This window comes from Armatimonadota bacterium (assembly GCA_013314775.1).
Taxonomy (GTDB): Bacteria; Armatimonadota; Zipacnadia; order Zipacnadales; family JABUFB01; genus JABUFB01.
Window position 1 is genome coordinate 200118 of the sequence record JABUFB010000012.1, and the last position, 24924, is coordinate 225041.

Genomic DNA, 24924 nt, shown 5'->3' on the forward strand with positions numbered 1-24924 from the left:
ACACTGCCTCCCGTCTGCGCCTGTCAGTGCCTGAGTTCCGCAATTGTTCACGGGTGTCTGAAACAGTTGTTGGCTGTTGACCGTCCCACGAAAGCCCCCAGCCTCTGGTGTGTTTCTGGCGATGGAGAAACTCCCGCGGCCTGGAGCCCGAGCAGCACCGCTCCCAGGACCGCCGGCAACGCCGGATCGCCGATTGCGGCACCCTTGAATCTACCCCGCAGCCGGGCAACCAAACTTCCGCGGACGATCTGGCTGCTGAGGACCCCTCCCATGACCGCGATGTTTGGGGCTGGCCCGAGGCCAAGAGATGCCACCGGGGCAGCCGCGGTGATCGCAAGGAGCTCCCCGGCTTCCTCAAGAATTCGCCGCGCGGGCTCGTCGCCCCTCTCGGCCTCAATGCTGCAGATGCTCGCAAGGGCGGCGATCTCCCGGGAGTGAGTGCGGTCCAGGGGCAGCCTGGAGATGATCTCGCGCGGCTCGCCGGCTGCGAAATGCACCAGCAGCGCGTGTGTGAGGCTTGTCGCCGGGCCACGGCCATCATCGGCGCGGGCCACTGCGCGCAAGGACTGCAGACCGATCCAGTACGCGCCTCCCTCGTCTCCCCACAGGGGGCCCCAACCGTCTGCCAAAGCTTCCCGGCCCTCTGCATCTACCCCGAATGCAACCGCGCCGGTCCCCGCGATCAGCACCACCCCCGGCTCCAGAAGGTGCGCACCTGCCCAGGCCGCGCGGGCATCGCTGTAGAGGGACACCGACCGCGCGAGATGCAGGCCGTGGAGGGCCTCGAGAAACGGTGCCCGTCCATCCGGCAATCCCGCTCCGGCGAGACAATAGCAGGCCCTGTCCACCGGCGGTTTCATCCCCGCGGCCTGCAGAGCGGCTTCGGCGGCCCGGCGAACATTGCCGACAGCCGTTTCTATGCCAACGCGGCGGTAGTTCGAAGGCCCCGCCTCCCCGGCGCCCAGCACCGTTCCGTCCGATGCCGCTACGACGCACCGTGTCCCCGTGCCCCCGCCGTCAACGGCCAGGATGTTCGTCGTCGGAGGTGATTTCATGGGCCTACCGTGTCTTCGGTACCGAGTTCCGATGGGTCCTCGTCCAATGAGTCCTCACGCGTCAGCCCGGCGCGACCCATTCTCCCGGTTCTTGGTCGCAGGGGAGATGCTGGAGCAGCCTGGTGCACCGCCTGCCATTCCGCCACGAGGTCGGTCACTTCCATGTCCAGGGCCACCTGTCGCGCGAGATCCTGTACGAGCGCGGAGTCGGGGTGGTGATAGTAGACATCGGACAAAGCGGCGAGCACAGTCTCCGCGGAGACGAAATGCCCGGCGATGCAATCCTCGATGCCTTCGCGGGCCGTCTCCGACGCCGGGTCCAGGATCAGCGCCTGGCTCAGATGCCACAATCGCAGTTCATGCCGGCCGGCTTGATGCTGGATCCGCGCCAGCAGCAGGTGATCTTCGGGTTCCGCCAGTCCTGTCCGCACCGCGCGCTCCATGAGCCGCAATGCCCCTTCCGGATCGCCCAGTTCAAGGCGGGCGCTGGCGTAGATGTTGAGCAGGGCCCGATCCTGCCGAAGTAACTCGGGCACGGCCGATATGGCAAGATCTGCGGCGCGCGCATCGCCGTCCAGCAGGTGCAGGGCGGCAAGACCGGTGGCTGGCCCGGGGTCACCGGGGTTTTCGGCGGTGATGGCTCGCATGCGCGGGATGGTCTGAGTGGTCTTGCCCAGGAATCCGGCGAGTTCCGCGGCGGCGGTCCAGAATGCCGGGCTGCCCGGAATGCTAACGACTAGCCTCTGAAGGGTCGGCAATGCATCGGCGGCCATATCCGGACGCTGCTCAAGCTCCAGGAGCGCGACGATGACCCAGACATGGTTGGGGTCGGACTCAAGCAGGCGGCGGAGCGCCCAGATCGCCTTGTCCGGCGCTCCCGCGGACAGGTACATGCGGGACAGCTGGCCCAAGGCCCGGTGGCGCCACGGCGGCTGGGCGGAGATCCGGAGCAGGATTTCCTGCGCCTCCGATGTGTGGCCGGCCCGGGCCAGCAATGCTGCGGCCGTCAGGCCGATCTCCGGATGCCCAGGGTTAGCTGCGAACAGCTCGTACAGCCGCCAGCCACCCTCCTCCTCGCTGCCTGCTCGCGCGTACATGCCCTGAAGGACGGACAAGACCGAAGCCAGCGGCGCCCGATCCGGGATCAGCCGCTCAAGAGCCTCCCAGGCTTCTGCGGGCTGCCCGGCGCGCTCGTACACCGTGGCCACCGCGCGGCAACTTGCGGCGTCCAGTTTGTGGGTGGCAAGGACCCGCTCGGCGTGCGCTCTCGCTTCGTCGTCTCGGCCGAGCCAGGCGAGAGACTCTGCCAGGGCCGCTCGGGCTGGGGTGAATTCCGGCTTGCGCGCCACCAGTTTCTCCAGGATCGGCAGGGCGTTCTCATCCCGCCCCCTTGCCTGCCAAGCGCGGGCCAGGGCCAGCTCCAGGTCGGGTGATTCGGGCTCTCTCGCCAGCGCTCGGGTGTAGGTGTCCACAGCCTCGGGGATTCGGTGGCTCGCAACCAGAAGCCGTCCGGCCTCGAGAGCCGCCTGGGCTGTGCGGTCCGGGTGCTTGAGGGCGAGTGCCTTCCATTGGTCGATGGCGATATCCCGGCTCCCGATCCTTTCGGCAAGCTGCGCTGTCTTGATGAATGCCTCGGCGGGCGGGTCGGGGGCCAGGAGCGCCTCGTGGGCCTCCAGCAATGCCTGTGCTGTCTGGTCGCGTTCCACGAGACAGTCCACCAGCGCCATTCGATCCCGTGGACTGCGGGGATTCAGGGCCAGGATTCGGCGCAGGTACTGCTCGCGGTCTTGCAGCCTTCCCAGTGCGCCGGCCGTGTCGGCAGCCATGCGCAGCGCTGTTTCGTTCGCCGGCTCCACGGACAGCGCCCGTTCCAGGACGCTCAGGGCCTCGGCGTTCGATCCTGCCCCGGCGAGTGCCGTGGCCAGTCCGAGACCGACGGTGGCGTCGCTGGGCTGTCGAGCAGCCGCGGTTCGCAGGGTCTCGATCTCCCGGCCCTTGTCGCCCAGTTCTCGGTGGCAGCGCGCCATGAGCAGGAGCACTTCAGTATTCGCCGGATCCTCCACGGCCGCCAGCTGAAGCTCCAGCAGCGCCTCGGGGAAACGGTTCAAACCGATGAGCCGCTCCGCTGCCTGCGCGCGCAGTTGGGCCGACTCCCCGGGTTCCGCAAGGTCGGCCAGGGTGAGCCGTGCCCGCATGGCCTCCTCTTCGAGCCCGATCCCGTCGTAGCCGCGCATCAGCAGCCGCCAGAAGGCGGGATCAGTGGGGGGGGGGGCCACGAAAGGACGCAGGGCTTCCACCGCCTGCAGAGGCTTCTTGAGCGCCAGCGCCGCCCGCGCAAGCCCCATGGCGGAGGGCAAGGAGTCGGGCTTGCGGGAAAGACTGCGAGAGTAGGAGGACAGAGCGAGGGGATAGTCCCCACAGGCCTCGGCGGCGCGTCCCAGATCGTAGGAGACTCCGGCGTTGTCGGGCTGCAGCCTGATCGCGGCCCGCAGGGGCTCAATGGCCTTGCGCGGGTTGCCTGCCCCAAGATATGCCCTGCCGAGTGCCCCCTGAGCCGCGGCGTCTTTGGGCCGCGCTGCAACCGCCGCGCGCAGGTGTGCCGCGGCCTCCGCATATCGGTGGAGAGCGTTGAGGGTGAGCCCCAGCCCTCGGTGCGCTTCAGCGGAGTTGGGCTGAATCTCAAGGGCCAGACCGAACTGCACTTCTGCCCCTGCCAGGTTCCCAGCGTTGTACAATGCCAGCGCGAAGTTGTAACGTGCGTCGAAATCGGCGGGGTAGAGCATTACGACCTGCTGGAATACCAAAGCTGCTCGGGCGTGGTTGCCATCCCGGGCCAGCTTGATACCCTCGGCCATGAGCGCCTTCGCATCCGACGTCTGGGGCTGCTGGGCGATTGCAGGCGTGAGGCACACCAGCAACCCCAGCACCCCGCTCAGTGCGTGCAGAAATATGCTGCCGCGCCGTGCCAAGACGCGTGCTGCCCGGTCGCCCATGGTCGTACGCGACACCTCCCCGGCGAAAGCGGGCATCACTTCTTCTTGCCGTACAGCTCCTCCGGTGGAATGAGGCATTCCGCGCAGGTCTGCCATTCGCCTTCCCGCAGTTCGCGGAAGAAACAGCTCAGGTAGCCCTCGTGGCAGACGGGCCCGACGGGCTCACAGGCCACCAGGAGCGCGTCGGCGTCGCAGTCCGTGCGGATCCACTTTACGTTGAGCGTCTGGCCGGATGTCTCGCCCTTGACCCAGAATTTCTGGCGCGAGCGGCTCCAGAAAGTGGCCAGTCCGGTGTCCACCGTGCGCCGCACTGCCTCCTCGTTCATGTACCCCAGCATCAGGACCTCGTTGGTCTCGTGGTGGATGATGATGGCCGGGATGAGACCTTTGTCGTCGAACTTGAGTATTCCCGTGAACATTTGAATCTCCGTAAGTGTGAGTTGGGCGGCCGCGCCTCGCTACATTCTTACGACCACACCGCGGCTGGCGAGATCACGTTTCACGTCACCCACGGTCATCTCTCCGAAATGGAAGATGGATGCCGCCAGGACCGCGTCGGCCTTGCCGTCAATGAGCGCTTCGTGCATGTGGTCCACCGTCCCCGCGCCACCTGAAGCGATGACGGGTATCGATGCACGCTCGGATATGCGGCGCAGGAGTTCCACGTCGTAACCGGTCTTAGTGCCGTCGGCGTCCATGCTGGTGACGAGAAGCTCTCCTGCACCCAGTTCCTCGGCCTTTGCGGCCCACTCCAAGGCGTCAACTTCCGTGGGGCGACTACCGCCGTGGGTGTGGACGCGCCACTCAATGTCCGCGTCGGGGTTCAGTCCCAGGTACGTGTCGTCCCGGCCCTCTCGGGGCACGCGCCGTGCGTCGATGGCGACCACGATGCACTGTCTGCCGAAACGTTCGGCGCCTTCGCTCACCACGGCCGGGTTCTCAATGGCGGCGGTCATGATCGACGCCTTATCCGCGCCGGCCTTGAGGATCGCCCGGATATCTTCTACCGAACGGATTCCGCCGCCCACGGTGAAGGGGATGAATATCTGCTCGGCAGTGCGGCGCACGATGTCCAGCATGATGTCCCGGTGCCGCACGGAAGCTGTCACGTCCAGGAAAACCAGTTCGTCCGCGCCCTGCTCGTCATACCGGGCGGCTTGTTCCACGGGGTCTCCGGCATCCCGGAAGTTCAGGTACTTGATGCCCTTGACGACGCGCCCGTCGGTGACATCGAGACACGGAATGATGCGTTTGGCCAGCATTGAATGTCCTCTCTTCGTATCGCGTGGCTCACTGAAAGCTCAGGCGTTCCATGATTTCGCCCACCACATAGAAGGACCCGGTGACGCAGACTGCGCCGGATTCGCCGGCAATCTGTCGAGCGCGGTCCAGGGCTTCCAGCGGGTCTTCCACCGCTTCCGCGTCGTTCCAGGTCGGCGCGGCGCGCTCCTGCAGATCTCCGGGCGGCAGCGCTCGCGGGTTGTTGGCCCGGGTGAGCACCACCGACGGTGAAAGCGCGGAAAGCTCCCTTGCGAAGCCGGCGATGTCCTTGTCTCCGCTCATACCCACGACCAGCGCCAGGCGGCGGAAATCCAGGTACTCGCGGAGCGCTGTGGCAAGCGCCCGCGCGGAGTCCGGGTTGTGCGCGCAGTCCAAGACAAGCCAGGGCTTCGCGCCGCGCAAGTCGAAGCGGCCCGGCCAGCGCACCTTGCGCAGCCCTTCCGTCAGATCCGCATTGCCTATAGTGTAGCCTCGGGCCGACAGTTGCTCAAGGATCCCGACCGCGACGCCGATGTTCCACGCCTGGTGCGCGCCGATGAGCGGGCAATGCAGGAAAGCTTCGCCCGTCGCGGCCAGGGCGGAGCGGATCTGGAACTTGTCCATGGGCGGGATCGGCTCGCCCGCGTTATCCACGCGCGCCTTCACCGGAGGCTCGACGCGGTGGACCTCGGGTGCCAGGAACACTTCGGCGCCGTTCTTCGCCGCGATTTCGCGGATCGCGTTGAGCGCTTCGGAATGCTGATTCCGGGCTACCACCAGCGGCACGCCGGGCTTGGATATCTCAGCCTTCTCCCGTGCGATTGCATCCAGGGTGTCGCCGAGAATGTAGGTATGATCCAGGCCGATGGTGGTGATCGCCGCGACTCGCGGCATGACCAGGTTCGTCGCATCCAGGCGCCCGCCCAGGCCGGTCTCGTAGATGGCGATGTCCACCTCTTCGCGCAGGAAATGCAGGGCCGCGATGCCCAGGTAGGCTTCGAAGAAGGTGCACGGCTGCAGGTCAGGGTTGTCGCGCACCGCCTCGTGGGCAGGCTGCACCCGTTCCACGCAGTCTGTCAGCGCCTGCTCCGGGATCGGTCTACCGCTGACGCGCACCCGCTCGCGCAGAGAGACCAGGTGGGGCGAGGTGAACAGCCCGGTCCTGTAGCCCGCTGCGCGCAGAACGCTGTCCAGGATCGCCGCCGTCGAGCCCTTGCCCTTCGTCCCTGCGATATGCACACAGGGCACGGCGCGGTGCGGGTCGCCGAGAAGCCGCAGGAACTCGCGGGCCGAATCCAGGCTCACCGTTTCGGCGAAATGACGGTGGAAGCCCAGTCGCTCGAAATCTGTGAGCGAATCCAGGTAGCTAAGCGCCTCCGCGTAATTCACTCTGCGCTCTCTCCTGCTGCTGGGGGATGCGGATCCGCGATGCGAAGAAGGTCATCATGATGGCCACCACACCGGCAGCCATGAACACCGATTCGTAACCATACGCTTTCCACAGCATACTTCCGAAAGAGGGCACGGTCATCGCAATCAAGTGGTTGATGCTGATGCCCAGCGACAGGCTCGCGGTGAGGTCCCGGGGGCTTTCGGCAATCTTCGCCATGTACGTGTCTCGCGCCATGCCCACTGCGAAGAACAGCTGATCCACGATGAAGCAGGCGAACACCAGCATGAGCGCCCAGAAGTCCGGCAAGCCCAGATGCTTCGCGCCGCCGTAACCGAAGCAGACCAGCATCAGGACAAGAGAATCGAACACGAGAACCTTGCGCTCGCCCAGCCTGTCCACCAGGCGGCCGATGATGGGATTGAAGAACACGCCCACGCCGGACGAAACGATCCAGAGCTTTGCGAAAGTCGCGGGGGTCTGTTTGAACACCTCGACCAGCACCCAGCGGCCGAAGGTGAGGAAGACCTGCTTCCGGGCGCCAAAGAGCACGTTGAGCACGTAGTACAGCCAGTACTTGCGCTTCAGAACGAGGGGTTGGCGCTGCACGTGAGCGCCCACGGACCGGAGACTGAAGAACCACAGCGCGCCGATGATGCACGCGATCCCGGCGGCGTAGAAGGCGATGTCAAACTTCCACTCCGGGATGCGCAGGATGTCCTGGGGATTCGTGCCCTGGTTCCCGCCGATGGCGTCGAAGATGAACCAGACGAGAGTCGCACCGATGATGGAGCCCACGATGCCGACCGAGCCCACCTGGCCGAGCCTGCGGCCCTTGTTGTTCGCTCCTCCCAGGCTCATGGTGAGAGACGCGCGGACGGGCATGATGAGGTGGCTACCCACTCCCCAGAAGAGGGAGAAGAAGAGCATCATGAAGAGCGTGTCGCCCATGAGCCCGAAGCCGAACATGCCCAGCGCGGTCACCAGCGCCGAGAAGGCGGCGATGCGAGCTTCGGGCAGAAAGGCCAGCGCTCCCATGATCAGGGCGTTGATGAGGCCCGGAAACTCGCGCACGAGTTCGATGTACCCGCGGGTCTCGCCGGTAATGTCGAAGCGCGCATACAGGTAATTGTTGTATGTGTTTTCGAACACGCCTCCGCAGACAGACATCATTGCGATGGCCAGCAGGTAGCGGGGCAGCTCGGGATGGACGGCGACGGCGCGCCGATAGAGTTTCCTGATGGGCATTGACGGGGTTCCCTGACGTTTGGGCACACTCCTCTTGGGGCGCCCTCACAAGCCAAAGACGCCCCGCAGGGCGCCTCTACCGGTAGCGTACACCTTCGCGCGCGAGGGGTCAATGGATTGGCAGCAGGCGGTGGCCGGCAACGGTGGTGGACCGGCATCGCAATGCGCTGCCGTTGATGTTTTGTGTGCCTGTACCCGCTTCGACTGATGGCGCATGGCGCCCTTGTCTCTGGTGCCCTCACCGTCACCCTCCGGCCTCGAAGGCGACAGTGGGGGCATTGTCTCAGTGGCGTCGGAAGCAGCGGCACCCGCAGCCAATGGCCGTCAGCGCCCGTCAGGGGGCGTCAGTCTGCCGCCAGCGTGAGCTGGTGGAATGAGATGGGCCTTCAGCTCTTGCTGAGCACCCGCCTACTTCGCCACACCCGCCGCGAAGTCCGAGGTTTCTGCCAGCTTCCACGTCGCACCCTTGTCCCGCGAAACCTGGACCGCGCAGTTGTGATACTGCTCCGGGTACTCGTTCTGATATGTCAGGTCCGAAGTGTAGTAGCTATAGGACAAGTACAGGTTTCCCTGCCGGTCGATAGTGAGCTTGTGGTAGTAGATCGAGTAGCCATCAACCGGAGGAATGACCCGGGGCTGCGCGGGGCCCCAGGGACCGTTCGGAGGCTTACTCTGGAAACTGAGCGCCGCGTAAATGTTCCCGTCGTGGTACGGGTCAACGCCCTGCCTCCACTGACGGTAGGCGGTATAGAGCGTGTCATCCGGCCCGCACACAAGCGAGATGTACGTCTGCCTTCCGATACCGTCAGCATCCGACTTGTCGTCCACGTATCCGGCATCCAGCACGTTTACCGGCTCTGTCCAGCCCGAGTAAGCGTCGTTCGGGACCAGGGACCGGCGGTAAGTGAAGTTCGCCCCGTGAGCGCCGGTCATCACGTGGATGTAGCCCTTGCTGTCCAGGGTGATTGCGGGCACATTATGCACATCATTCACCGGCGGGCCGTAGCCCAGCAGCACCTTCTCGCCGAGAGTGCCTGTTGCGCGGTCGAAGGTTGCGATGTACGTGGGCACCCCGGGCGCATCATCCGGGGCAACTTCGCCCCAGACTACATGGGTCTTCCCCCCGCGCGTGGCCACAGACCCCGGACCGCCCGAATGCTGGCAGGCGCCCAGGCAGTTGTCGGACACCAGCACCGGTTCCCCTATCTCGATCCCCGCTTCCGTCTTCCGCGGCGCATAGAGAAGCAAATCATTGTACGAGCAGAACGTGGCCGGGTGCTCTTTCGTCTGGCGGTAGCTGAGCACCGTCGGCGGACCGTCCGGGCCATTGTGACCGGTGAACTGCTCAATGTCCGGCACGCCGCCTTCGAAGGGGATTACCTGGTAGGTTGCACCGCGATCCGGCGTGTACACCAGCACCGGCTGGTGGGGTTGTCCGGTGCGCATCGCGAGAAGCGGCGTGTAGACGCCTCCATCGGGGTCAAAGGCGACTTTCGCGCCAATGAACCCGCCGCCCATGTAAAAGCCCCGGAAGCCTTCCACCGTCGCGCGCACCGCATCCTCGAACCGCCGACTGACCCACTGTCCGTTCTCAAGTGTGGTCAGAGCCCCGGTCGTGTAGCGGTGGCTGGTGCGGTCACGTATCCAGGGGCGGTTGGTCAGGTCGAAGTACACCTCGTTCGTCACGTAATCGGGAGCGTAGCCGAACTGGTAGTTCTCGTGGCGATAGCGCTCCAGCACCACAGGTCCGTCCAGCATTCGAGATACCAGCGGCGGACCCACCAGAACCCGGATGCCCACGGTCTCCGCGACGGCTGGGTCTTTGACCGAAGCCGCGATGAGAACCCCGCCAAGTTCGGCGCCCGCAGTTGCGTCCCCTCGCACCCCCACGCGTACCGTGATTTCGGCGCTGTTGCGGTAGCGCTGCCCATCCACGCTCACCGGCGATTCCGGAGCCACAATGGCGACGTTCAAACCGTCGTCCGCGGCCGCAGTCAGTGCGAACTGATCCGGGGCGCCGGTCTGGTTGCGCAGTGTGAAGTGCACTTCGGCTTCCTGTCCCGGCTGCAGACAGCGAGTCTCGGAATACGGGAAAAGCATCCAGCGGTGCTTCTCCACCGGGAAGAACGCGGTCTCATCGCAGTTCCAGAGCGTTACGCCGGGCACGTTGAGTTTCACATCCATCTTCCCGATGCGGAAGCGCCAGGGCCTGTTGCGGTCGCCGGTGTCCGCCTCGACTTTGAACTCTCGGTTGTCGCCGGTCTTGCCCAGGTCAAAGGTGTGCAGGAGGTTGCCTGCGCCGTCGAAGAGAGGCATCTGTTGGCGGCCCGGATCGTGCAGGGCCTGGGCCTGGATAGTGAAAGCACCGACCGGCGGGGTGAATAGCAGGTCGCCGCCGATCCCGCCATTGTTGAGCAGCATGTCGCCTTCGACCATGTACGCGCCCGAGGACAACCGTAGGCCAAAGACAAAGTCACCTGAGGGACCGTCCACTACGAGCCGCCAGGTTCCAGGTCCGTGACAGACGGCCTCCATGACCGCCTCCTGCAGCGGCGCGGGGATGCCCGGCGAATTGCCGTCATCGGGCAGTTCCACCTGACCCACCTGGCGGCGCTGGGAATCGAACAGTGTAAACCGCACAGGGTCCGCATTTGGATAGATATTGAGGTCACGCTTGGACACTGTGACTGTAACGGGGCCGGGCTGCAGACGCAGGATGACGGTGTGGTTGCCTCGGACGACAGGCGGCAGTTCGACGCAGACCGCCGAATGCGCCGCCGCGAGCAGTAGAACCGCGGCAGCGAGCCGCGCCAGTGCGTGATGCATGAGAGTTCTCCTGAGGTGATTGGGGCGATCAGTCATCAACCGGCGTGCTCGTACGGTTTTCCGGCGTAGACCCAGACGGAGCGGCTTCCACCAGGCATTCGCCGGACGCTCCGGCCTCGATGCGGGCCTGGAGTTTGCTGTGCTTTCGACCATAGGTTGTGTAGATGACGATCCCGATGAAGAGCCAAACCGCGAGCCGCAGCCAGTTCTCCCACGGCAGGGATAGCATGAGCAGCAGGCACAGGGCGATGCCCAGCAGCGGCAGCACCGGGACCCAGGGACATCGGAACGGACGGGGAGCTTCGGGATGGGTGCGGCGCATGATGAGCACTGCAAGGCAGACCATCACGAAAGCAAGCAGCGTACCGATGTTCACCAATTCCGCAAGTACCGACAAAGGCAGGAATGCGGCCATCGCGGCCACCACGATTCCGGTGAGAATGGTGGACTTGTACGGTGTCCGGAAACGCTGGTGCACTGCGCCGAAGAAGCTCTCGGGCAACAGACCGTCGCGCGCCATCGCAAGCAGAACCCGGGGCTGACTGAGCATAAGCACAAGAAGCACCGACGTGATCCCCGCGACAGCGCCAAGAGAGATGATGAAATGCGCCCAGCCCAGGCCGTGCTCCGCGAAAGCAGATGCGATGGGGGCTTCTGTATCGATCTGGTCATAGGGAACCATTCCTGTGATGACCGCCGAAACCGCCACGTACAGTACCGTGCAGATGAGGAGCGACGCCACGATGCCGATGGGCACGTCGCGCTGGGGGTTGCGGGCCTCCTCCGCGTGGGTGGAGACCGAATCGAAGCCGATATATGCGAAGAAGATCATGCCCGCACCGGCCAGCATCCCTACCGGCATACCCCCGGCGGTTGTCTGACCCCAGATGGTCTTCCCGAAGATCGTCACCCCCGCCCAGCCGAAGGGCGCGAAGGGCACCCAGTTGTCCGGATCGACGTACATTGCCCCCAGGATGATAACCAGGAGCACCACCGCGACCTTGAGAATGACCATCGCCGTGTTGAACCGCGCGCTCTCGCGGATGCCCAGGACCAGAATGATGCTGAGAGCAGCCACCACGGCGAGTGCCAGGATGTCGCAGTAGCTTCCGGTGGCCACGAACCTGCCGGCGGTTGCGTCGAAATCGAAGGGTGCGCTGGCTAACGAGGGGGGTATCTCGAGGCCGAAGATGCCGATGAAGCTCTGGGCGTACTTCGACCAACCGTGCGCGACGGACGCCGATGCCACGGTGTATTCCAGCACCAGGTCCCAGCCGATGATCCAGGCGAGAAGCTCACCCATGGTGGCGTAGGCGTAAGTATATGCAGAACCAGCAACCGGGGTGAGTGCCGCGAACTCGGCGTAACTCAGGGCGGCAAGGGCGCAGGCGAATCCGGCCACGATGAAGGAGACGATCAGGGCCGGCCCGGTGCGTTCGTGGGCAACCAAACCTGTGATGACGAAAATGCCTGCTCCGATGATGCAGCCGATCCCCAGGCTTGTGAGCCCCAATGGCCCCAGTACCCGGCGCAGGCGGTTCTCGCCCTGCATTTCCTCATAGACCTGCTCCAGGGACTTACAAGCGAAGAGTCGATTCATCGCCGCGGGTTCCTCCAGATAGGCATGGTGATTCGGCGCGTTTCGCTAGGGTTCAGACAGGGTCTTCAGGGCAAGAGCCGGGTCATTGGTGGTGATGGACGCCACCCCGGCCCGGGCGAGTGCTTGCATGTCGGCAGGATTGTCCACCGTCCACGCCCAGACCGCCATTCCCGCGAGCTGGGCCCGTTTCAGCAGGGCGGGAAGGATACCCTTATACGCAACATCCACAAACTGCACGTTCGCCGAGAGCGCGGTCTCCAGCAGTTGCTCGGCAAGTTCCGAGTCGTCCTCGGGAATGCCGCCTGTGAGCCAGCCTACCGGCAGAGCGGGTTCAATCTGGCGCATCTGGGCGCAAGTCTCGAGATTGAAGGAGATGATTGTGCAGGCGCCCAGGGCATTGCAGGAGCGGATAGTCTTTGCCACCTGTTCGGCGATCCCCGGTTGCTTCACCTCGACGATGAGGTGCATCTTCCCGCGCAGGAGTTCGAGGGTCTCAGCGAGAGTGGGGATGCGCTCCCCTGCATACTGCGGGCCCTTCCAGGAGCCGGCGTCCAGCGCCCGGAGTTCGGCGAGGGTCATCTCCGGGATCCTGCCCGTCCCGTCTGTGCATCGGTTTACGGTGGCATCGTGGCTGAGGACCACGTGGCCGTCGGCGGACAGGTACACATCGCATTCGGCCGCGGGCGAGCCTGCGTCCATTGCGGCGCGGAATGCGGCGAGGGTGTTCTCGGGCGCGATTGCCGAGAACCCCCTGTGGGCGACGATGAGCGGCAGTTCCGGTCGGACGAGGGGATGGGCGTCGGTCATGGTACGAGGTGCACTCACTTTCGGTTCGTCGGCCCAGACACAGGGCCCGACAGAGACACGTGCCGGGCCCATGCAGCCGTAGAGAAGCAGAGCAAGAACGGCAACGCCACTGCCGTGGCGTCGATGGAAGACCGCACTCACTGGTCTTGCACCGCCGCGAGCCGCGCTTCGAGCCGCGAGATGGCGTCGTCGGCGCGCGCCATGGCCTCTCGCGCAGGCTCGAAGTTTCGCACGAGGATCATGTCGGCGAGGTTGTTCAGAATGCGCGCCTGGTACCCAGCATCCCGCAGCAGGTATGCCCGGGCGGGCATGCTCTCTGCGGACGCGGACAGGTTCCGGGACAGCTCTCGGTTCCGGCGGACCAGGCCATCAAGTTGCTCTCGCATGGTCGAGACCGTGCGTCGCTCTTCGGGCGTCGAAGACCGCCGCGCGGCCAGACGCAAGACATCGGCGGTAATCGCCGGAGCATGGGAGGTGGTCATGAGGGTACCCCAGACGTATACCACAAGGCCCTCCGGCGGGCCTGGGTGCCGGATGACCGCCATCGCGGCTCCGTAGTCCTGCATGGATTCGCCGACGGCCTTGATGACCGGCTCGAACTCGACGCCATCGAGGCCGACACGCTCGGACGCCGGGCGGAAGCGCAGATCACCGGAGGAGGGGAACGGGAAAGCCTCGGGCAGGCCAGCCGGGCGAATGCGGTCGGAGACCAGGCGCATGGTGATGGGCTCGTCAGGGGCCTCGAACTGCTCGGTGCCCTCCCCGGAAATGTTGATGCCCAGGTAGCGGTTGAAGTTGCCCACGGAGCTCTGCCCCAGCGCCTTCATTTGACTGACGAGATGCTCGTCTGCGTCCTTGCGGAACTGGGGCACCTCGCCCTTGCTGGGCGTCCACTTCTCTCCGAGATAATCCACCGGGCGGTAGAAGGGCCAGCACATCCCGGCAACCAAGAGCGTCCCGCCCTGGTGGACGTAACGGAGCAGGGCTTCCGCACCGTCGCCGGGGGTCTTTACAGTGTAGGCATACCGTTCCCCGCCAACGTACACCGCCAGGGGGTATCGGGTCGCATTGAACAGCCCCGGGTCCACAAGCTGGTCGGGCGTGAGTTCGTCCACGGCCACCTGCAAGGCCGCCGCCGCGGTCTTTACCTGCGAGATGGTCGGCTGGTAATCTTGCGGGGGAACGATCGCAATTGCAAGGGGGCCGCAGGTAGCAGCCTTTGCGAGCAGGCCCAGCAGGACCGCCATACATGCTGCAATGACAGTCGCTCTCATCACCGATCACCCTCCAATGCGGCGCTGGGGTAGGGTTGGCGTACTGGGAACATATACAAGGGCGCTGCAGGAACCGCAGTCTGGGGTCCGCCGGCGCGGGACCAGTCGCCGCCCGTGACGGTGGTGTTGCTCGCGAGTTCCGTGGGGTTGGCATTGATCAGCGCCAGCTCCCGGGCCGCGCGCCACGACCCCCCGGGCAGCAGGTACAGGTCGATGGTTATCTGGATGCGGTCCGTTGGTTCCAGCTTCAGATTGCCGCGCAGGCGCACCTGAAGCTCATCGGACGCCACCCCGCCAGGTTCGGGCGCGGGCAGACCGTCCGCCGGGAAGAACCCGTAACGGAATCGCCGCAAGCCCGACCGCCCCGCGATCTTCTCAGCCCTGACGGTCATTGCCAGCCCGTGCCGCGCGCTCTCCGGGGCGCCGGAATACGCGAAGTACCATCCGTCGGAATGCCAAGTCTCCAGCCACCCGCGCCCCGGCTGGGCCTCATCCCTGAAGCCCACGCCCAGCGGCAGCACCTGGTCGAAGGGCTCCGGGTTCAGGCGCAAGACAGCCGGGGCGAACTCGGCCAGCTCAACCGATTGACGCGGAGCGATATACCGCTGGAGCGTAACTTTCGGCTGGTCCGGGGCAACCGTCCAGGTGTCCTGCACATCAAGGACGTCGCCGGGCCCTGTTGTCCCGCGGGCAGCAATGCGGTTGCCCTCGGTCACAAGATCGCCCGGCGCGAAGTACTCCGGATCGCCGTCGGCAAGCTGGGTCAGTACCGGGACCATCGGCCCGGGGAATGCGGCGTAGTCGGTGCGGGTCTGTTTGCTCGTCAGACTCACCAGCCCACCGCGGGTCTTGTCCCAGACGGCGCTGAGATAGGGGGTATCAACCACCAGTAGCCCCTGAGAAGCCACGAGGTCGGTGGTCTTGAGGGCGCTGTCCCTCGCGGGCGCGGGACCATTGAGGTAGCCCGCGACGTGGTTGCCGAAGGGGTTCAGCTGGGCCTCCTCCGGCACATCGCCCTCGAAAGCGACGAGGGTTATGTCCAGGTCCTGTTTCATGGGGTGGCCGTGCTGGGTGTATGCGACGGTCATCTTGCGTTGTACCGTCTGGCTGGTCTGGGTGAGACCGCGCAGGATGATGCGCCCCACGGGGACGATGCCGTTGATGCGCAGATCGGCGCCGGCGTTCTGGCGTCCTGCGAGACGTGCGCCGGGCAGGGCAAGGGTCGCGGTGCGCCACTGGCCACTGTCGGTGAGACTCACAGGGGCTGAATCGCGGTAGCGGTCCTCAATGCTGTCGCCGCTGGTGGAGTCATACTCGATCATGAAACGACCAGTGCCCCGGTCGAAGTAGTCCACCACGGCCTCAAGATCATAGTCGCCCGGGGGCAAGGCGGCATCGTCGGCGAAGAGGTAGATCATCTGGTTGCTGGCGCCGGCGTCCTTGATGCCCGGGATCGGCTGCGTGGCTCCCCGTCCTGCAAGTTCGAGATCCTGAGTCTGGCCGTCCGCCGTGGACTTCGTGGACAGCCCCCTCTCCTGTTTGCCGGCGCCGAGAACGAGTTCCACCGGCGATTTCGGCGCCTTGCCGGCCCTCGCGGACCGGGGGATGGTGAAGGTCAGGTCCACGGAGGCTTCCGCACCCGGCGCGAGGTCCGGGACGCCCACCTGTCCATCCTCCAGCGTAACTTGCAGTCCCTGCGCCGGGGTTTCGCCCACGTTCACCAACGTCACGCGCCGGGTGACCTTCTCGCCTGCCTTGCCGCCCAGGATTGTGGTCCGGGTACCGATGCAGGCGGGCAGGTCTACGTGCAGTCCGCGCCACAAGACAGCTGTGCGCCCGCCGGCTTCGAGTTCGAAGCTGACGGTGCGTTCGCCGCTGGCATAGTCGGTTCCCACGTCCAGGGTAATCGGCACCTTTGCGGTGGCGAGAGCCGGCACCGCAAAGCGCACTGGCTCCATGCTCAAGCCGGGGGTCTTCCGCAGAGACAGCACGGCTTCGGTGCGCTCTCCGGTCACATTGACCGCTTCCACCGTCACCTTGGCGTTCTGTCCCGGCTGAAGTGTGATCGGTGGCGTAATGAGCTTGATTGGGGACTGCGCCACGGCGAACAGGCCGTGGAACTTGAGAGGCATGTCGAAGGATACGCTGTCGCCTTCGCGGTGGAATGCCAGGTCCACGAACCGGCCGGAGTCGCTGTCGATCGCGTACACCTGGGCCACTGGGGCGCCGGGATCGACCGTGACGCTGAAGGAGCAGCGCCCGCGCTGCCAGGGCATCGTCTCTTCCGCGGAATGTCCGCTGTCCAGTCCGCCGCCCACCTCACGGTGGTTGGTGATAGCCCCCCAGGGCAGGACATTGCCCGCGGGGAGAATCAGCGTATCTTTCGCGCGCAGGACCGGGCCGGCCTTGATCTCGAAGTCACTGGACGGCGGATCGGGCAGAAGCCTCTCGAATTCGGGGCCGCCGGACCTCAGGAGATCAAGAAGCGCCCCACATTCCAGCACGGGCACGCGCCCCTGGGACGCTGCGGCGTTGAAGGCCGCTTCAAACTCGGCGCCCAGGCGGCCGTTGAAGAAGATCACGCCGCGACCATCATCCTCGTAGGTGCGTCCCAGGATCTTGGGCGTCTCGCCCTCAGTCTCACCGATCCGGGTGCAGACGCCCGCATTGGCCACTCGCAGCCCGTATGCCCGCTCTGAGAGGGGGCTGATCCACTTGCCCACATTGTCGCAGCGATAGCGCAGGATCGGCGCCCGTCCTTCGCCGAGCTCGATGCCCAGGGCGTCGGCCCACCAACGCGACTCGTCCACAATCAGGCGCGCCCCGGGGGTATTCCGGGCCCAGTCCAGCAGCAATTCATTATGACCGGGGGCCAGCGAGATGCCGCAGTTGGGCACCAGCACCAGCTTACGCCCGGCAAGCTCTTCGGTGGAGAGAGAGCTCTCGGGAATCACGTCGTATTCGACGTTCAGGCACTCCAGGAGCTTGATGAGTCCGGACACATCCCGCATTTCGGGGCCATTGTCGTGAAGTGAATAGTTCGTCCACTCGTTGAAGACGATGGCCACGGGTTCACGGTCTCGCTTCTCGTTGTAGATGCTCTCGAAGGCCGCGCGAAAGACCGAAGAGTACAGTTCAGTGTCTTCATACTGCTGGCGGCCATACTCTTTCGTAACGTCGATGATCGAGCCCTCGAACCACTCCGAATGGGTGAGGATCATCACACCCTCGGGCAGGGCTTGGATGGCTTTCACCCAGGCGTAAGGGTACAGGTACGGCTCTCGCTCCACTCGCGCGCCGGGCCAGCGCTGCTGGCGGTCTACGTAGCCCGGTGCAATGGTGTAAAGAAAGGTGGTGTCAGTGAACTTGGCCACTTCGGAGATGAGTTTGGGGCGACGCGTGGGATTGTTCAACGGATAGGCGAAGCTATACCAGCTCATCCCGGTGAGGCTCTGCATGTAATCCACCGGGCTCACGCTGGTGGATGAGACATCTCCGGTGTAACGGCTGTCCATGCCGGTACGGTCTTTGACGCCGCTAATGACCTCGCCCCAGCCTTCTTTCAGCCGCCGCGCGCGCAGAGCCTGGCGGTCGGCGAAAGCGATGGTGCCCGGGATCGCCGATCGCAACCTGACCGCACCGAAATTCATGGGCAGATCCGCTTCGGGGATGCCCTGGTCGGTGTAGCCTTCAGGACCGGCCCACGCTCTGCGCAGGGCATCAATGGAGCCGTACTTATCCTGCAGAAATGTCCGGAAGTCCTCGTCCGTCTCGTCGGGGATGTAGTATGCGACGTAGATATTCGTAAACGGGACGTCTCCCAGCCTGCAGAAGAGGGGGTGTGCGCCAAAGGCCTTAGTGTAAGTGGAGATGAAGTCGATATTCTCCCTTTGAGCGTCGGGGTCTGCGAAGACCTTGTTGACGGTGTTTGGCTCCAGATATGGGGAGAAGTAACACTCGCGCCCCTGAGCGGCGAGATCCCTGGCCTGGCGCAGGTGTTTGTCGAGAAGGTTGAAGTACCCGCTGTTGTCCCAGTATGAGAACGAGGCCTGGTTGATGCCGTAGTCGGTCATCGCCTTGATGACCTCGCGGATGTGGGCATCGTTATTGCGGTTGTCGTACTGGAACTCCGGGGTCCAGCCGACGGCGCGGTACGGCTCGCCACCATACCAGGAATAGTAGTAGACGCCGACAATTGGTTCGCCGTTGGGCAGCAGGTAATCGCCAATTCCTTCCGCTCCGGCCCATCCCGCAAGCAGGAACATCAGGACAAATGCCGGAAATAGCGCCCTCATGCGCACAACCTCCTCACCGCGAATTTTGTGGATTGCGTGTATTTCGCCAATATCAGCGGTGAAACCTTTGCTAAGCCTGGAGGAAACCGGATGAAGGTGTTCATGTCCGCGGACATGGAAGGCATCTGCGGGATCGTTCGGTCAGACATGACCGAACAAAGCCACTACGATTTCGGCCGGGCCCGGGATCTGATGACGGGAGATGTGAACGCTGCCGCCGAAGCCGCTTTCGACGCCGGGGCCACGGAAGTATGGGTGAAAGACGCTCACGGTTCAGCGAACAACATCCTGATCGACCGCCTTCACCCGCGAGTGCGTCTCATACAGGGCTGGGCTGAAGTGGCGCGGATGATGGACGGGATCGACAGCTCTTTCGACGCAGCCCTGCTCATCGGCTACCACGCGCGGTCGATGACCCAGGACGGCGCGATCTCGCACACAATGATCATGGCTACTCGGCGCCTTTGGTACAACGGGGTGGAGCTGGGCGAATACGGCATCAGCGCGGCCCACGCGGGTGCTTTTGGGGTTCCTGTGGTGATGGTCAGTGGCGACGAGCGGCTCTGCGCCGAAGTGGGAGAGGTGCTGGGGCCGCAGGTGGCGACAGCAGCGGTCAAGAGGGCCCTGACCAGGGAGTGTGCCGCCTGCCTGCCGCTTGAGGCGGGCAGGGCGCTCATCCGGCAGGCGGTAGCGAAGGGACTGGCCGCCGCTCCCACTGCCGAGCCCTTTGTGCCTGCATCGCCGATCGAGGTAAAGCTGGAATATCACCGGCCCATACATGCCCAGGCCGCAAGTCTGATTCCCACAGTGGAACGGGTGAATGACACCACTGTGAAAGCGCTGGTGACTGATGGCCTTGCAGCGGCGAATATGGTGGAGATTCTGCTGAAAATGGCGTGATTTGGGCAGGGAACGGCGTTGAGCGGAAGTCCTGACACCGGACGCTGTCGAGTCATTCAGCGACCTTGCGAAGGTCTTCCAACGTAAGAGCTGCCGACTTCACGGGCAAGCCTGCGCGGACAAGTGTCCGGGGCGTGTGCGCGCTCTCCGTGACGGGCTTGGCGGCGTCGTGCCTCAGGCAGACGGCGCGATGGGGCACAGGTGCTCCGACACGGGTGGTATCCACGCGGTCTGTCACGCCTTTGGCGGTTGTGATATACTGGTATGCGGCAATGGGTCTGGTCCCGTTGCGAAAAACCCGAGACGGCAGGAAGCGCCGCCTCAATAGGTGGTCCGAAATGGCCCTGAAGATCTTCATCGACGGCGAGTTGGTTCCCGAAAGTGACGCCAAAATCTCAGTCTTCGACCACGGTCTGCTGTATGGCGACGGGGTATTCGAGGGCATCCGCGCGTACAATGGCCGGGTTTTCAGGCTGGAAGAGCATGTTGATCGGCTTTTCCAGGGTGCTCAGACGCTGATGCTCGAGATTCCGATGTCGAAGGACCAGATGATACGGGCCGTCTGCGCCACCTGCGCGGCCAACAACATCAGTGATGGTTACGTTCGCCTGGTTGTCACTCGCGGGGTGGGAGATCTCGGGCTGGACCCGCGCAAGTGCCCGAAGCCTTCGGTGATCATCATCGCCGCCCAGATCACGCTCTACCCGGAACAGTACTATCGCGAGGGGCTGCACGTCATTACCTGCGCCACGCGCCGCGTCCCGCCCGACTGTCTCGACCCGGCCCTGAAGCCCTTGAACTATCTGAACAATATCCTGGCGAAGATCGAAACGATCCAGGCGGGAGTGCCTGAGGGAATCATGCTCAGCCATGACGGGTATGTGTCCGAATGCACTGGCGACAACCTGTTCCTGGTGGTGGATGGCGGGCTCATCACGCCGCCCCTGTTCATCGGCAATCTGAAGGGCATCACGCGCCAGGCAATCATCGAGCTGGCGCAGAAGGCAGGGATACCCGTAAAGGAAGAGCTGTTTCGGATGCACGCTGTTTACAACGCCGATGAGGTGTTCCTGACGGGCACCGCGGCCGAGGTTATCCCGGCTGTGCGCGTGGATGGGCGCAAGATCGGGGACGGGAAACCCGGGCCGGTCACCCAGCGTCTAAGAGGTATGTTCCGGGAGTTGACTCAGTCCGAAGGCGTGCCGATATACGAAGGATAACGGCGCCCCGGAATGGGTAAGGTCGCATTGGCGGCAACCGCGGGAGATGCTGGCGAACGGGGAAACCGGACTGGGATGTCGGGCGTTAGGAAAGGAAACCAGAAACGTCTCCGAAGCGTTGAGTAACCAAGTTACTATTCGCGCAGTCATCTGTACCCGGCGGAGGGGAAAACAGGAGGAGTACCCGTTCCATGGAGCTCTGGCAGCGTTTCACCAGCCGCGCAAGGCGGGCAGTGCTTCTGGCGCATTCAGAAGCGACCCGCTCCAGCGCGCAACTTATCGGGACTGAACACCTGCTCATCGGCTTGCTCCGGCTTGGCGAGGGCACGGCGGTGGAAGTCCTGAAGCACCTCAATGTCAATGTCGAACGCCTGCGGCAGGAACTGCAGCAGCAGGTGGAGCTTGGCCGCGAATCCGAGGCCAGCGACGAGATCGCCTTCACTCCTGAAGCACAGCAGGTGCTTCAGTTGGCCTGGACGGAAGCCCGCAGCCTGGGTGATCCGTATATCGGCACCGAGCACATCCTGCTTGGCCTGTTGCGGCTTGGCAAAGGCCCGGCTTACCGGCTCTTGCGCAATTACGGCGCGGAACTGAGCAAGGTCCGTCATGGTGTGAGCGAACTCGCGGCGGCGAAGATGTCGGGCAATCAGGAGCGCCCGGCGGAAGGGCGCCCCGAGCGCAAGAGCAAGACCGCTACGCTGGATCACTACAGCCGTGATCTCACCGCGCTGGCCCGAGACGGCGAGCTAGACCCGGTGATCGGGCGAGAGGCGGAGATGGAACGGGTCATCCAGATCCTGTGTAGGCGCACCAAGAACAATCCGTGTCTTATTGGCGAAGCGGGTGTAGGTAAGACCGCAATCGCCGAGGGCCTTGCGCAGAGGATCGCCGATGGCGACGTACCCCGACCGCTGCGCAATCGGCGGCTTGTTGCGCTGGACCTGGCGAGTCTGGTGGCGGGCACTAAGTATCGCGGCGAGTTCGAGGAGCGTATGAAGCGGGTCATGGAGGAGATTCGCGCTTCCAGCGGCCACATCATCGTCTTCCTCGATGAGCTCCACACCATCGTCGGAACCGGTGCGGCGGAAGGCGCGATGGACGCCTCGAATATCCTGAAGCCCGCCCTGGCACGCGGTGAACTGCAGTGCATCGGCGCTACCACGCTTGATGAGTACCGTAAGCACATCGAGAAGACGCCCTCGCTGGAACGGCGCTTCCAACCGATCATGGTCGCCGAGCCTACCCAGGAGCAGTCCCTGGGCATCCTGGAGGGTATCCTGGATCGCTACGCCGACTTCCACCACGTGATCTACGAACGAGATGCTCTCGAGGCCGCCGTGGACCTGTCGGTGCGGTACATCAGCGATCGTTCGCTGCCCGATAAAGCCATTGACTTGCTGGATGAAGCCGGCTCGCGGGTGAAGTTGCGGGAAAACTGGCAGCCGGGTGAAGTCCGGGAATTGCCACGGCACCTGAGCCATTTCGAGGATGAGGAAGAAGAGGAATTCGACGACCCCCTGGAGACAGACAGGCCGCGCTTGCACCGGCCTGGCAGGTTCGGCGGAGGCTGGGATGAGGAAGACGACACCCCGCGCCCGCACGTGTTCCGCGAAGACATAGCGGAGGTTGTCTCCGTCTGGACCGGCGTCCCGGTGACCACACTCTCGGAAGAGGAATCACGGCGGCTACTGCGGATGGAAGACGCGCTGCATGAGGAGATCGTCGGTCAGGATCAGGCGATCACCACCATCTGCAAGGCGGTCCGGCGTGCCCGCGCGGGCATCAAAGACCCCAAGCGCCCCACCGGCTCCTTCATGTTCCTGGGGCCCACCGGTGTGGGGAAGACTTATCTCGCCCGGGTTCTAGCCCGATTCCTGTTCGGCGATGACGATGCCATGATCCGCATCGACATGTCCGAGTATATGGAGAAGTTCGCGGTGTCGCGGCTCATCGGCGCGCCTCCGGGATACGTGGGCTACGAAGAGAGCGGGCAGCTTTCCGAGCAGGTCCGGCGCAAGCCCTACTGTGTGGTACTCTTCGATGAGATCGAAAAGGCGCACCCGGAAGTCTTCCACATTCTGCTCCAGGTCATGGAAGACGGGCGCCTCACCGACAGCCAGGGGCGCGTGGTGGACTTCAAGAACGCGGTCATCATCATGACCAGCAACGTGGGCGCGCGCCTGATCGGTGAAACCCGGAGCATGGGCTTCACCACCAGCGAACGCCAGCAGCGCGCAGACGAGCACAAGCTGAGCTTCGAGCGCATGAAGCAAAAGGTGATGGAAGAGCTCAAGAAGACTTTCAGCCCTGAGTTCCTGAACCGCCTGGACGACGTGGTGGTGTTCCACGCGCTGACGGAAAACGACATCAAGGCCATCGTGGACTTGCAGCTGCGGGAGGTCACCCACAATCTGCATGACCGCGGCCTGACCCTGAGTGTTACCGACGCCGTGCGCGACCTGCTGGTGCGCGAGGGCTACGACCCAACCATGGGCGCGCGGCCACTGCGGCGGGCAGTTCGTCGGTATATTGAGGATCCACTGGCCGAGAAGGTGCTATCTATGGACGAGGGTGAGAAGGGTGAGATCCTCGCGGACATTGGCGAGGACGGCGAGGTGGAGTTCCGCCTGATCTCCAGCGCCCTTCCCGCGGAGAGTCTCACTGAATAACGTGCGAGCTCGCGCAACCGACTGGTAAGACCACGCCGCCGGCAAGATGCCGGTGGCGTTTTCTTTCGGTGGCGAGGAGTCCGATATGCCTAAGGCGAACCGGGCGCTGCGGTGAGCGGTGCCGGAATTGTGCCCCCCGGGTCACATGTTCCCGGGCTATACCAGTCGCCGCCCGAAGCCTCTGCCGTGTGCGGAAATGCTTCTGCGGATCTGCCTGCGGGCACGTGGTAGTCCCGAAGGGGTCGAGGTGACGCCATGCCACTGCACTGGGCGATCATCGGTTGCGGGGACATCGCCAACAAACGGGTCGCGCCGGCGATGGTTGAGGACGAAAGCAGTGATTTGGTTGCTTTTTTCTCCAACACTCGGTCTCGGGCAGAGGAGATGCGCGACCGTTTTGGGGCGCGTAAGGCGTACAGCAGTCTTGATGCTTTGCTGGCGGATAGCAAGATTGACGCCGTCTACATCGCCAGCCCCCCGGCTCGCCACTGTAACGAGACCGTGCGTGCCGCTGCGGCGGGAAAGCATGTGCTCTGCGAGAAACCCATGGCGCTCACGGTGGAGGAATGCAAGAGGATGGTACAGGCGTGCGCGGATGCCGGCGTGGCGTTGGGGGTCGCATATTACCGGCGCTGGTATCCGAAAGCACGGAAGGTCAAGGAACTCCTGGATGCGGGCGCGATCGGCACGCCGGTGAGCGCGCGGGTTTTCATCGGGAGCAGGTATGACCCCTCGCCGGGAGACTGGAAGCATTGGCGAGTCGAAGCACAGGCGGGTGGCGGGAGCATGATGGATGTGGGAAGCCACCGGCTGGACCTTCTCGCCTACTGGCTGGGAGAGCCCGAGCGCGTCGCAGGGATGGCCGACAACCTGTGCATGAGTTACGACGTCCCGGACATGGAGACCCTCATCTGCCGGATGAAGAGCGGGTGCCAGGTGGTGGCCGGGGCCAGTTTCGCCCTGGGGACCAGCTTCGACGAAATGGAGATTCACGGCACCGAGGGCTCCATCATCGCCAGTCCCTTCGACAGCCAGCGGCTTGTGCTGCGGCGCGGAGGCACGGATGAGGTGCTGGACCTTCCGCCGCAGACCCACAATGTACACCTGCCGCTGGTGGCGTCCTTTGCTGAACGGGTCTCACAGGGGCTTGCGCCGGAGTTCAACGGAGTCGACGGAATGCAGGCCACGCGAATCATACACGCCGGGTACCGCAGCGCCAAGTCGGGCAAGTGGGAAGACGCCTAGCGGGGGCAATATGCAGTGTGACTGCCGGATCAAGAGAGATCGAGCCGATGAGTTCGGAAGTCCAGTGTTCGCCCCCGCGTTTCGAAGTGCTGTTGGAGTCCAACGTGATGGTGCCGGCCAGAGACGGGGTGCAGCCGGCGAC

At 64.2% G+C, this 24924-nt stretch carries 15 protein-coding genes; 4 read left to right on the forward strand and 11 right to left on the reverse strand.

Annotated features, from left to right (window positions below):
• Window positions 1-47: 47 nt before the first annotated feature.
• The 11 genes from HPY44_16710 to HPY44_16760 form a co-directional block, all read right to left on the reverse strand.
• Window positions 48-1055, reverse strand: a complete 1008-nt coding sequence (locus tag HPY44_16710; GenBank protein ID NSW57654.1) for a hypothetical protein — start codon at window positions 1053-1055, stop codon at window positions 48-50.
• Window positions 1052-4084: a tetratricopeptide repeat protein gene (locus HPY44_16715; protein ID NSW57655.1), complete on the reverse strand. Its 3033-nt coding sequence runs from the start codon at window positions 4082-4084 to the stop codon at window positions 1052-1054. The genes HPY44_16710 and HPY44_16715 overlap by 4 nt, the downstream gene beginning before the upstream one ends.
• Window positions 4084-4467: a phosphoribosyl-AMP cyclohydrolase gene (gene hisI / locus HPY44_16720; protein ID NSW57656.1), complete on the reverse strand. Its 384-nt coding sequence runs from the start codon at window positions 4465-4467 to the stop codon at window positions 4084-4086. Before hisI ends, HPY44_16715 begins: the two co-directional genes overlap by 1 nt.
• Before the next feature lie 39 nt (window positions 4468-4506).
• Window positions 4507-5310, reverse strand: a complete 804-nt coding sequence (gene hisF, locus HPY44_16725; protein ID NSW57657.1) for an imidazole glycerol phosphate synthase subunit HisF — start codon at window positions 5308-5310, stop codon at window positions 4507-4509.
• Window positions 5311-5338: 28 nt separating this feature from the next.
• A complete protein-coding gene (locus HPY44_16730) occupies window positions 5339-6697 on the reverse strand; it encodes a bifunctional folylpolyglutamate synthase/dihydrofolate synthase (protein ID NSW57658.1) in 1359 nt (452 codons plus the stop codon).
• Complete coding sequence (locus HPY44_16735) at window positions 6675-7946, reverse strand: MFS transporter (protein ID NSW57659.1); 1272 nt, start codon at window positions 7944-7946, stop codon at window positions 6675-6677. Before HPY44_16735 ends, HPY44_16730 begins: the two co-directional genes overlap by 23 nt.
• A 408-nt stretch (window positions 7947-8354) precedes the next feature.
• Complete coding sequence (locus tag HPY44_16740; GenBank protein NSW57660.1) at window positions 8355-10772, reverse strand: BNR-4 repeat-containing protein; 2418 nt, start codon at window positions 10770-10772, stop codon at window positions 8355-8357.
• Window positions 10773-10800: 28 nt separating this feature from the next.
• The gene (locus tag HPY44_16745) at window positions 10801-12372 is read right to left on the reverse strand and encodes an amino acid permease (protein ID NSW57661.1); all 1572 of its coding nucleotides are present in this window, start codon (window positions 12370-12372) and stop codon (window positions 10801-10803) included.
• Window positions 12373-12417: 45 nt separating this feature from the next.
• A complete protein-coding gene (locus HPY44_16750) occupies window positions 12418-13179 on the reverse strand; it encodes a glycerophosphodiester phosphodiesterase (protein NSW57662.1) in 762 nt (253 codons plus the stop codon).
• Window positions 13180-13316: 137 nt separating this feature from the next.
• Window positions 13317-14453, reverse strand: a complete 1137-nt coding sequence (locus HPY44_16755; GenBank protein NSW57663.1) for a hypothetical protein — start codon at window positions 14451-14453, stop codon at window positions 13317-13319.
• A complete protein-coding gene (locus HPY44_16760) occupies window positions 14453-18748 on the reverse strand; it encodes a hypothetical protein (protein NSW57664.1) in 4296 nt (1431 codons plus the stop codon). The genes HPY44_16755 and HPY44_16760 overlap by 1 nt, the downstream gene beginning before the upstream one ends.
• A gap of 90 nt (window positions 18749-18838) precedes the next feature.
• Between HPY44_16760 and HPY44_16765 the strand changes: the two genes are divergently transcribed.
• The 4 genes from HPY44_16765 (at window position 18839) to HPY44_16780 (ending at window position 24782) form a co-directional block, all read left to right on the forward strand.
• Entirely contained in the window at window positions 18839-19648 is an 810-nt protein-coding gene (locus tag HPY44_16765) for a M55 family metallopeptidase (protein NSW57665.1), read from the forward strand.
• 338 nt (window positions 19649-19986) lie between these two features.
• Window positions 19987-20868: a branched-chain-amino-acid transaminase gene (ilvE, locus tag HPY44_16770; protein ID NSW57666.1), complete on the forward strand. Its 882-nt coding sequence runs from the start codon at window positions 19987-19989 to the stop codon at window positions 20866-20868.
• A 191-nt stretch (window positions 20869-21059) separates the two neighbouring features.
• Window positions 21060-23537, forward strand: a complete 2478-nt coding sequence (locus tag HPY44_16775) for an ATP-dependent Clp protease ATP-binding subunit (GenBank protein ID NSW57667.1) — start codon at window positions 21060-21062, stop codon at window positions 23535-23537.
• Between the two features lie 255 nt (window positions 23538-23792).
• Window positions 23793-24782, forward strand: a complete 990-nt coding sequence (locus HPY44_16780) for a Gfo/Idh/MocA family oxidoreductase (protein NSW57668.1) — start codon at window positions 23793-23795, stop codon at window positions 24780-24782.
• Window positions 24783-24924: the final 142 nt, after the last annotated feature.

What these genes read in the sequence shown, in the direction of transcription:
- HPY44_16740 (NSW57660.1), bottom strand. Translation starts at nt 10,772, where the DNA reads ATGCATCACGCACTGGCGCGGCTCGCTGCCGCGGTTCTACTGCTCGCG.
- HPY44_16710 (NSW57654.1), bottom strand. Translation starts at nt 1,055, where the DNA reads ATGAAATCACCTCCGACGACGAACATCCTGGCCGTTGACGGCGGGGGC.
- HPY44_16750 (NSW57662.1), bottom strand. Translation starts at nt 13,179, where the DNA reads ATGACCGACGCCCATCCCCTCGTCCGACCGGAACTGCCGCTCATCGTC.
- HPY44_16745 (NSW57661.1), bottom strand. Translation starts at nt 12,372, where the DNA reads ATGAATCGACTCTTCGCTTGTAAGTCCCTGGAGCAGGTCTATGAGGAA.
- HPY44_16780 (NSW57668.1), top strand. Translation starts at nt 23,793, where the DNA reads ATGCCACTGCACTGGGCGATCATCGGTTGCGGGGACATCGCCAACAAA.
- HPY44_16765 (NSW57665.1), top strand. Translation starts at nt 18,839, where the DNA reads ATGAAGGTGTTCATGTCCGCGGACATGGAAGGCATCTGCGGGATCGTT.
- HPY44_16775 (NSW57667.1), top strand. Translation starts at nt 21,060, where the DNA reads ATGGAGCTCTGGCAGCGTTTCACCAGCCGCGCAAGGCGGGCAGTGCTT.
- HPY44_16735 (NSW57659.1), bottom strand. Translation starts at nt 7,946, where the DNA reads ATGCCCATCAGGAAACTCTATCGGCGCGCCGTCGCCGTCCATCCCGAG.
- HPY44_16715 (NSW57655.1), bottom strand. Translation starts at nt 4,084, where the DNA reads ATGCCCGCTTTCGCCGGGGAGGTGTCGCGTACGACCATGGGCGACCGG.
- ilvE (NSW57666.1), top strand. Translation starts at nt 19,987, where the DNA reads ATGGCCCTGAAGATCTTCATCGACGGCGAGTTGGTTCCCGAAAGTGAC.
- hisF (NSW57657.1), bottom strand. Translation starts at nt 5,310, where the DNA reads ATGCTGGCCAAACGCATCATTCCGTGTCTCGATGTCACCGACGGGCGC.
- HPY44_16755 (NSW57663.1), bottom strand. Translation starts at nt 14,453, where the DNA reads ATGAGAGCGACTGTCATTGCAGCATGTATGGCGGTCCTGCTGGGCCTG.
- HPY44_16760 (NSW57664.1), bottom strand. Translation starts at nt 18,748, where the DNA reads ATGAGGGCGCTATTTCCGGCATTTGTCCTGATGTTCCTGCTTGCGGGA.
- hisI (NSW57656.1), bottom strand. Translation starts at nt 4,467, where the DNA reads ATGTTCACGGGAATACTCAAGTTCGACGACAAAGGTCTCATCCCGGCC.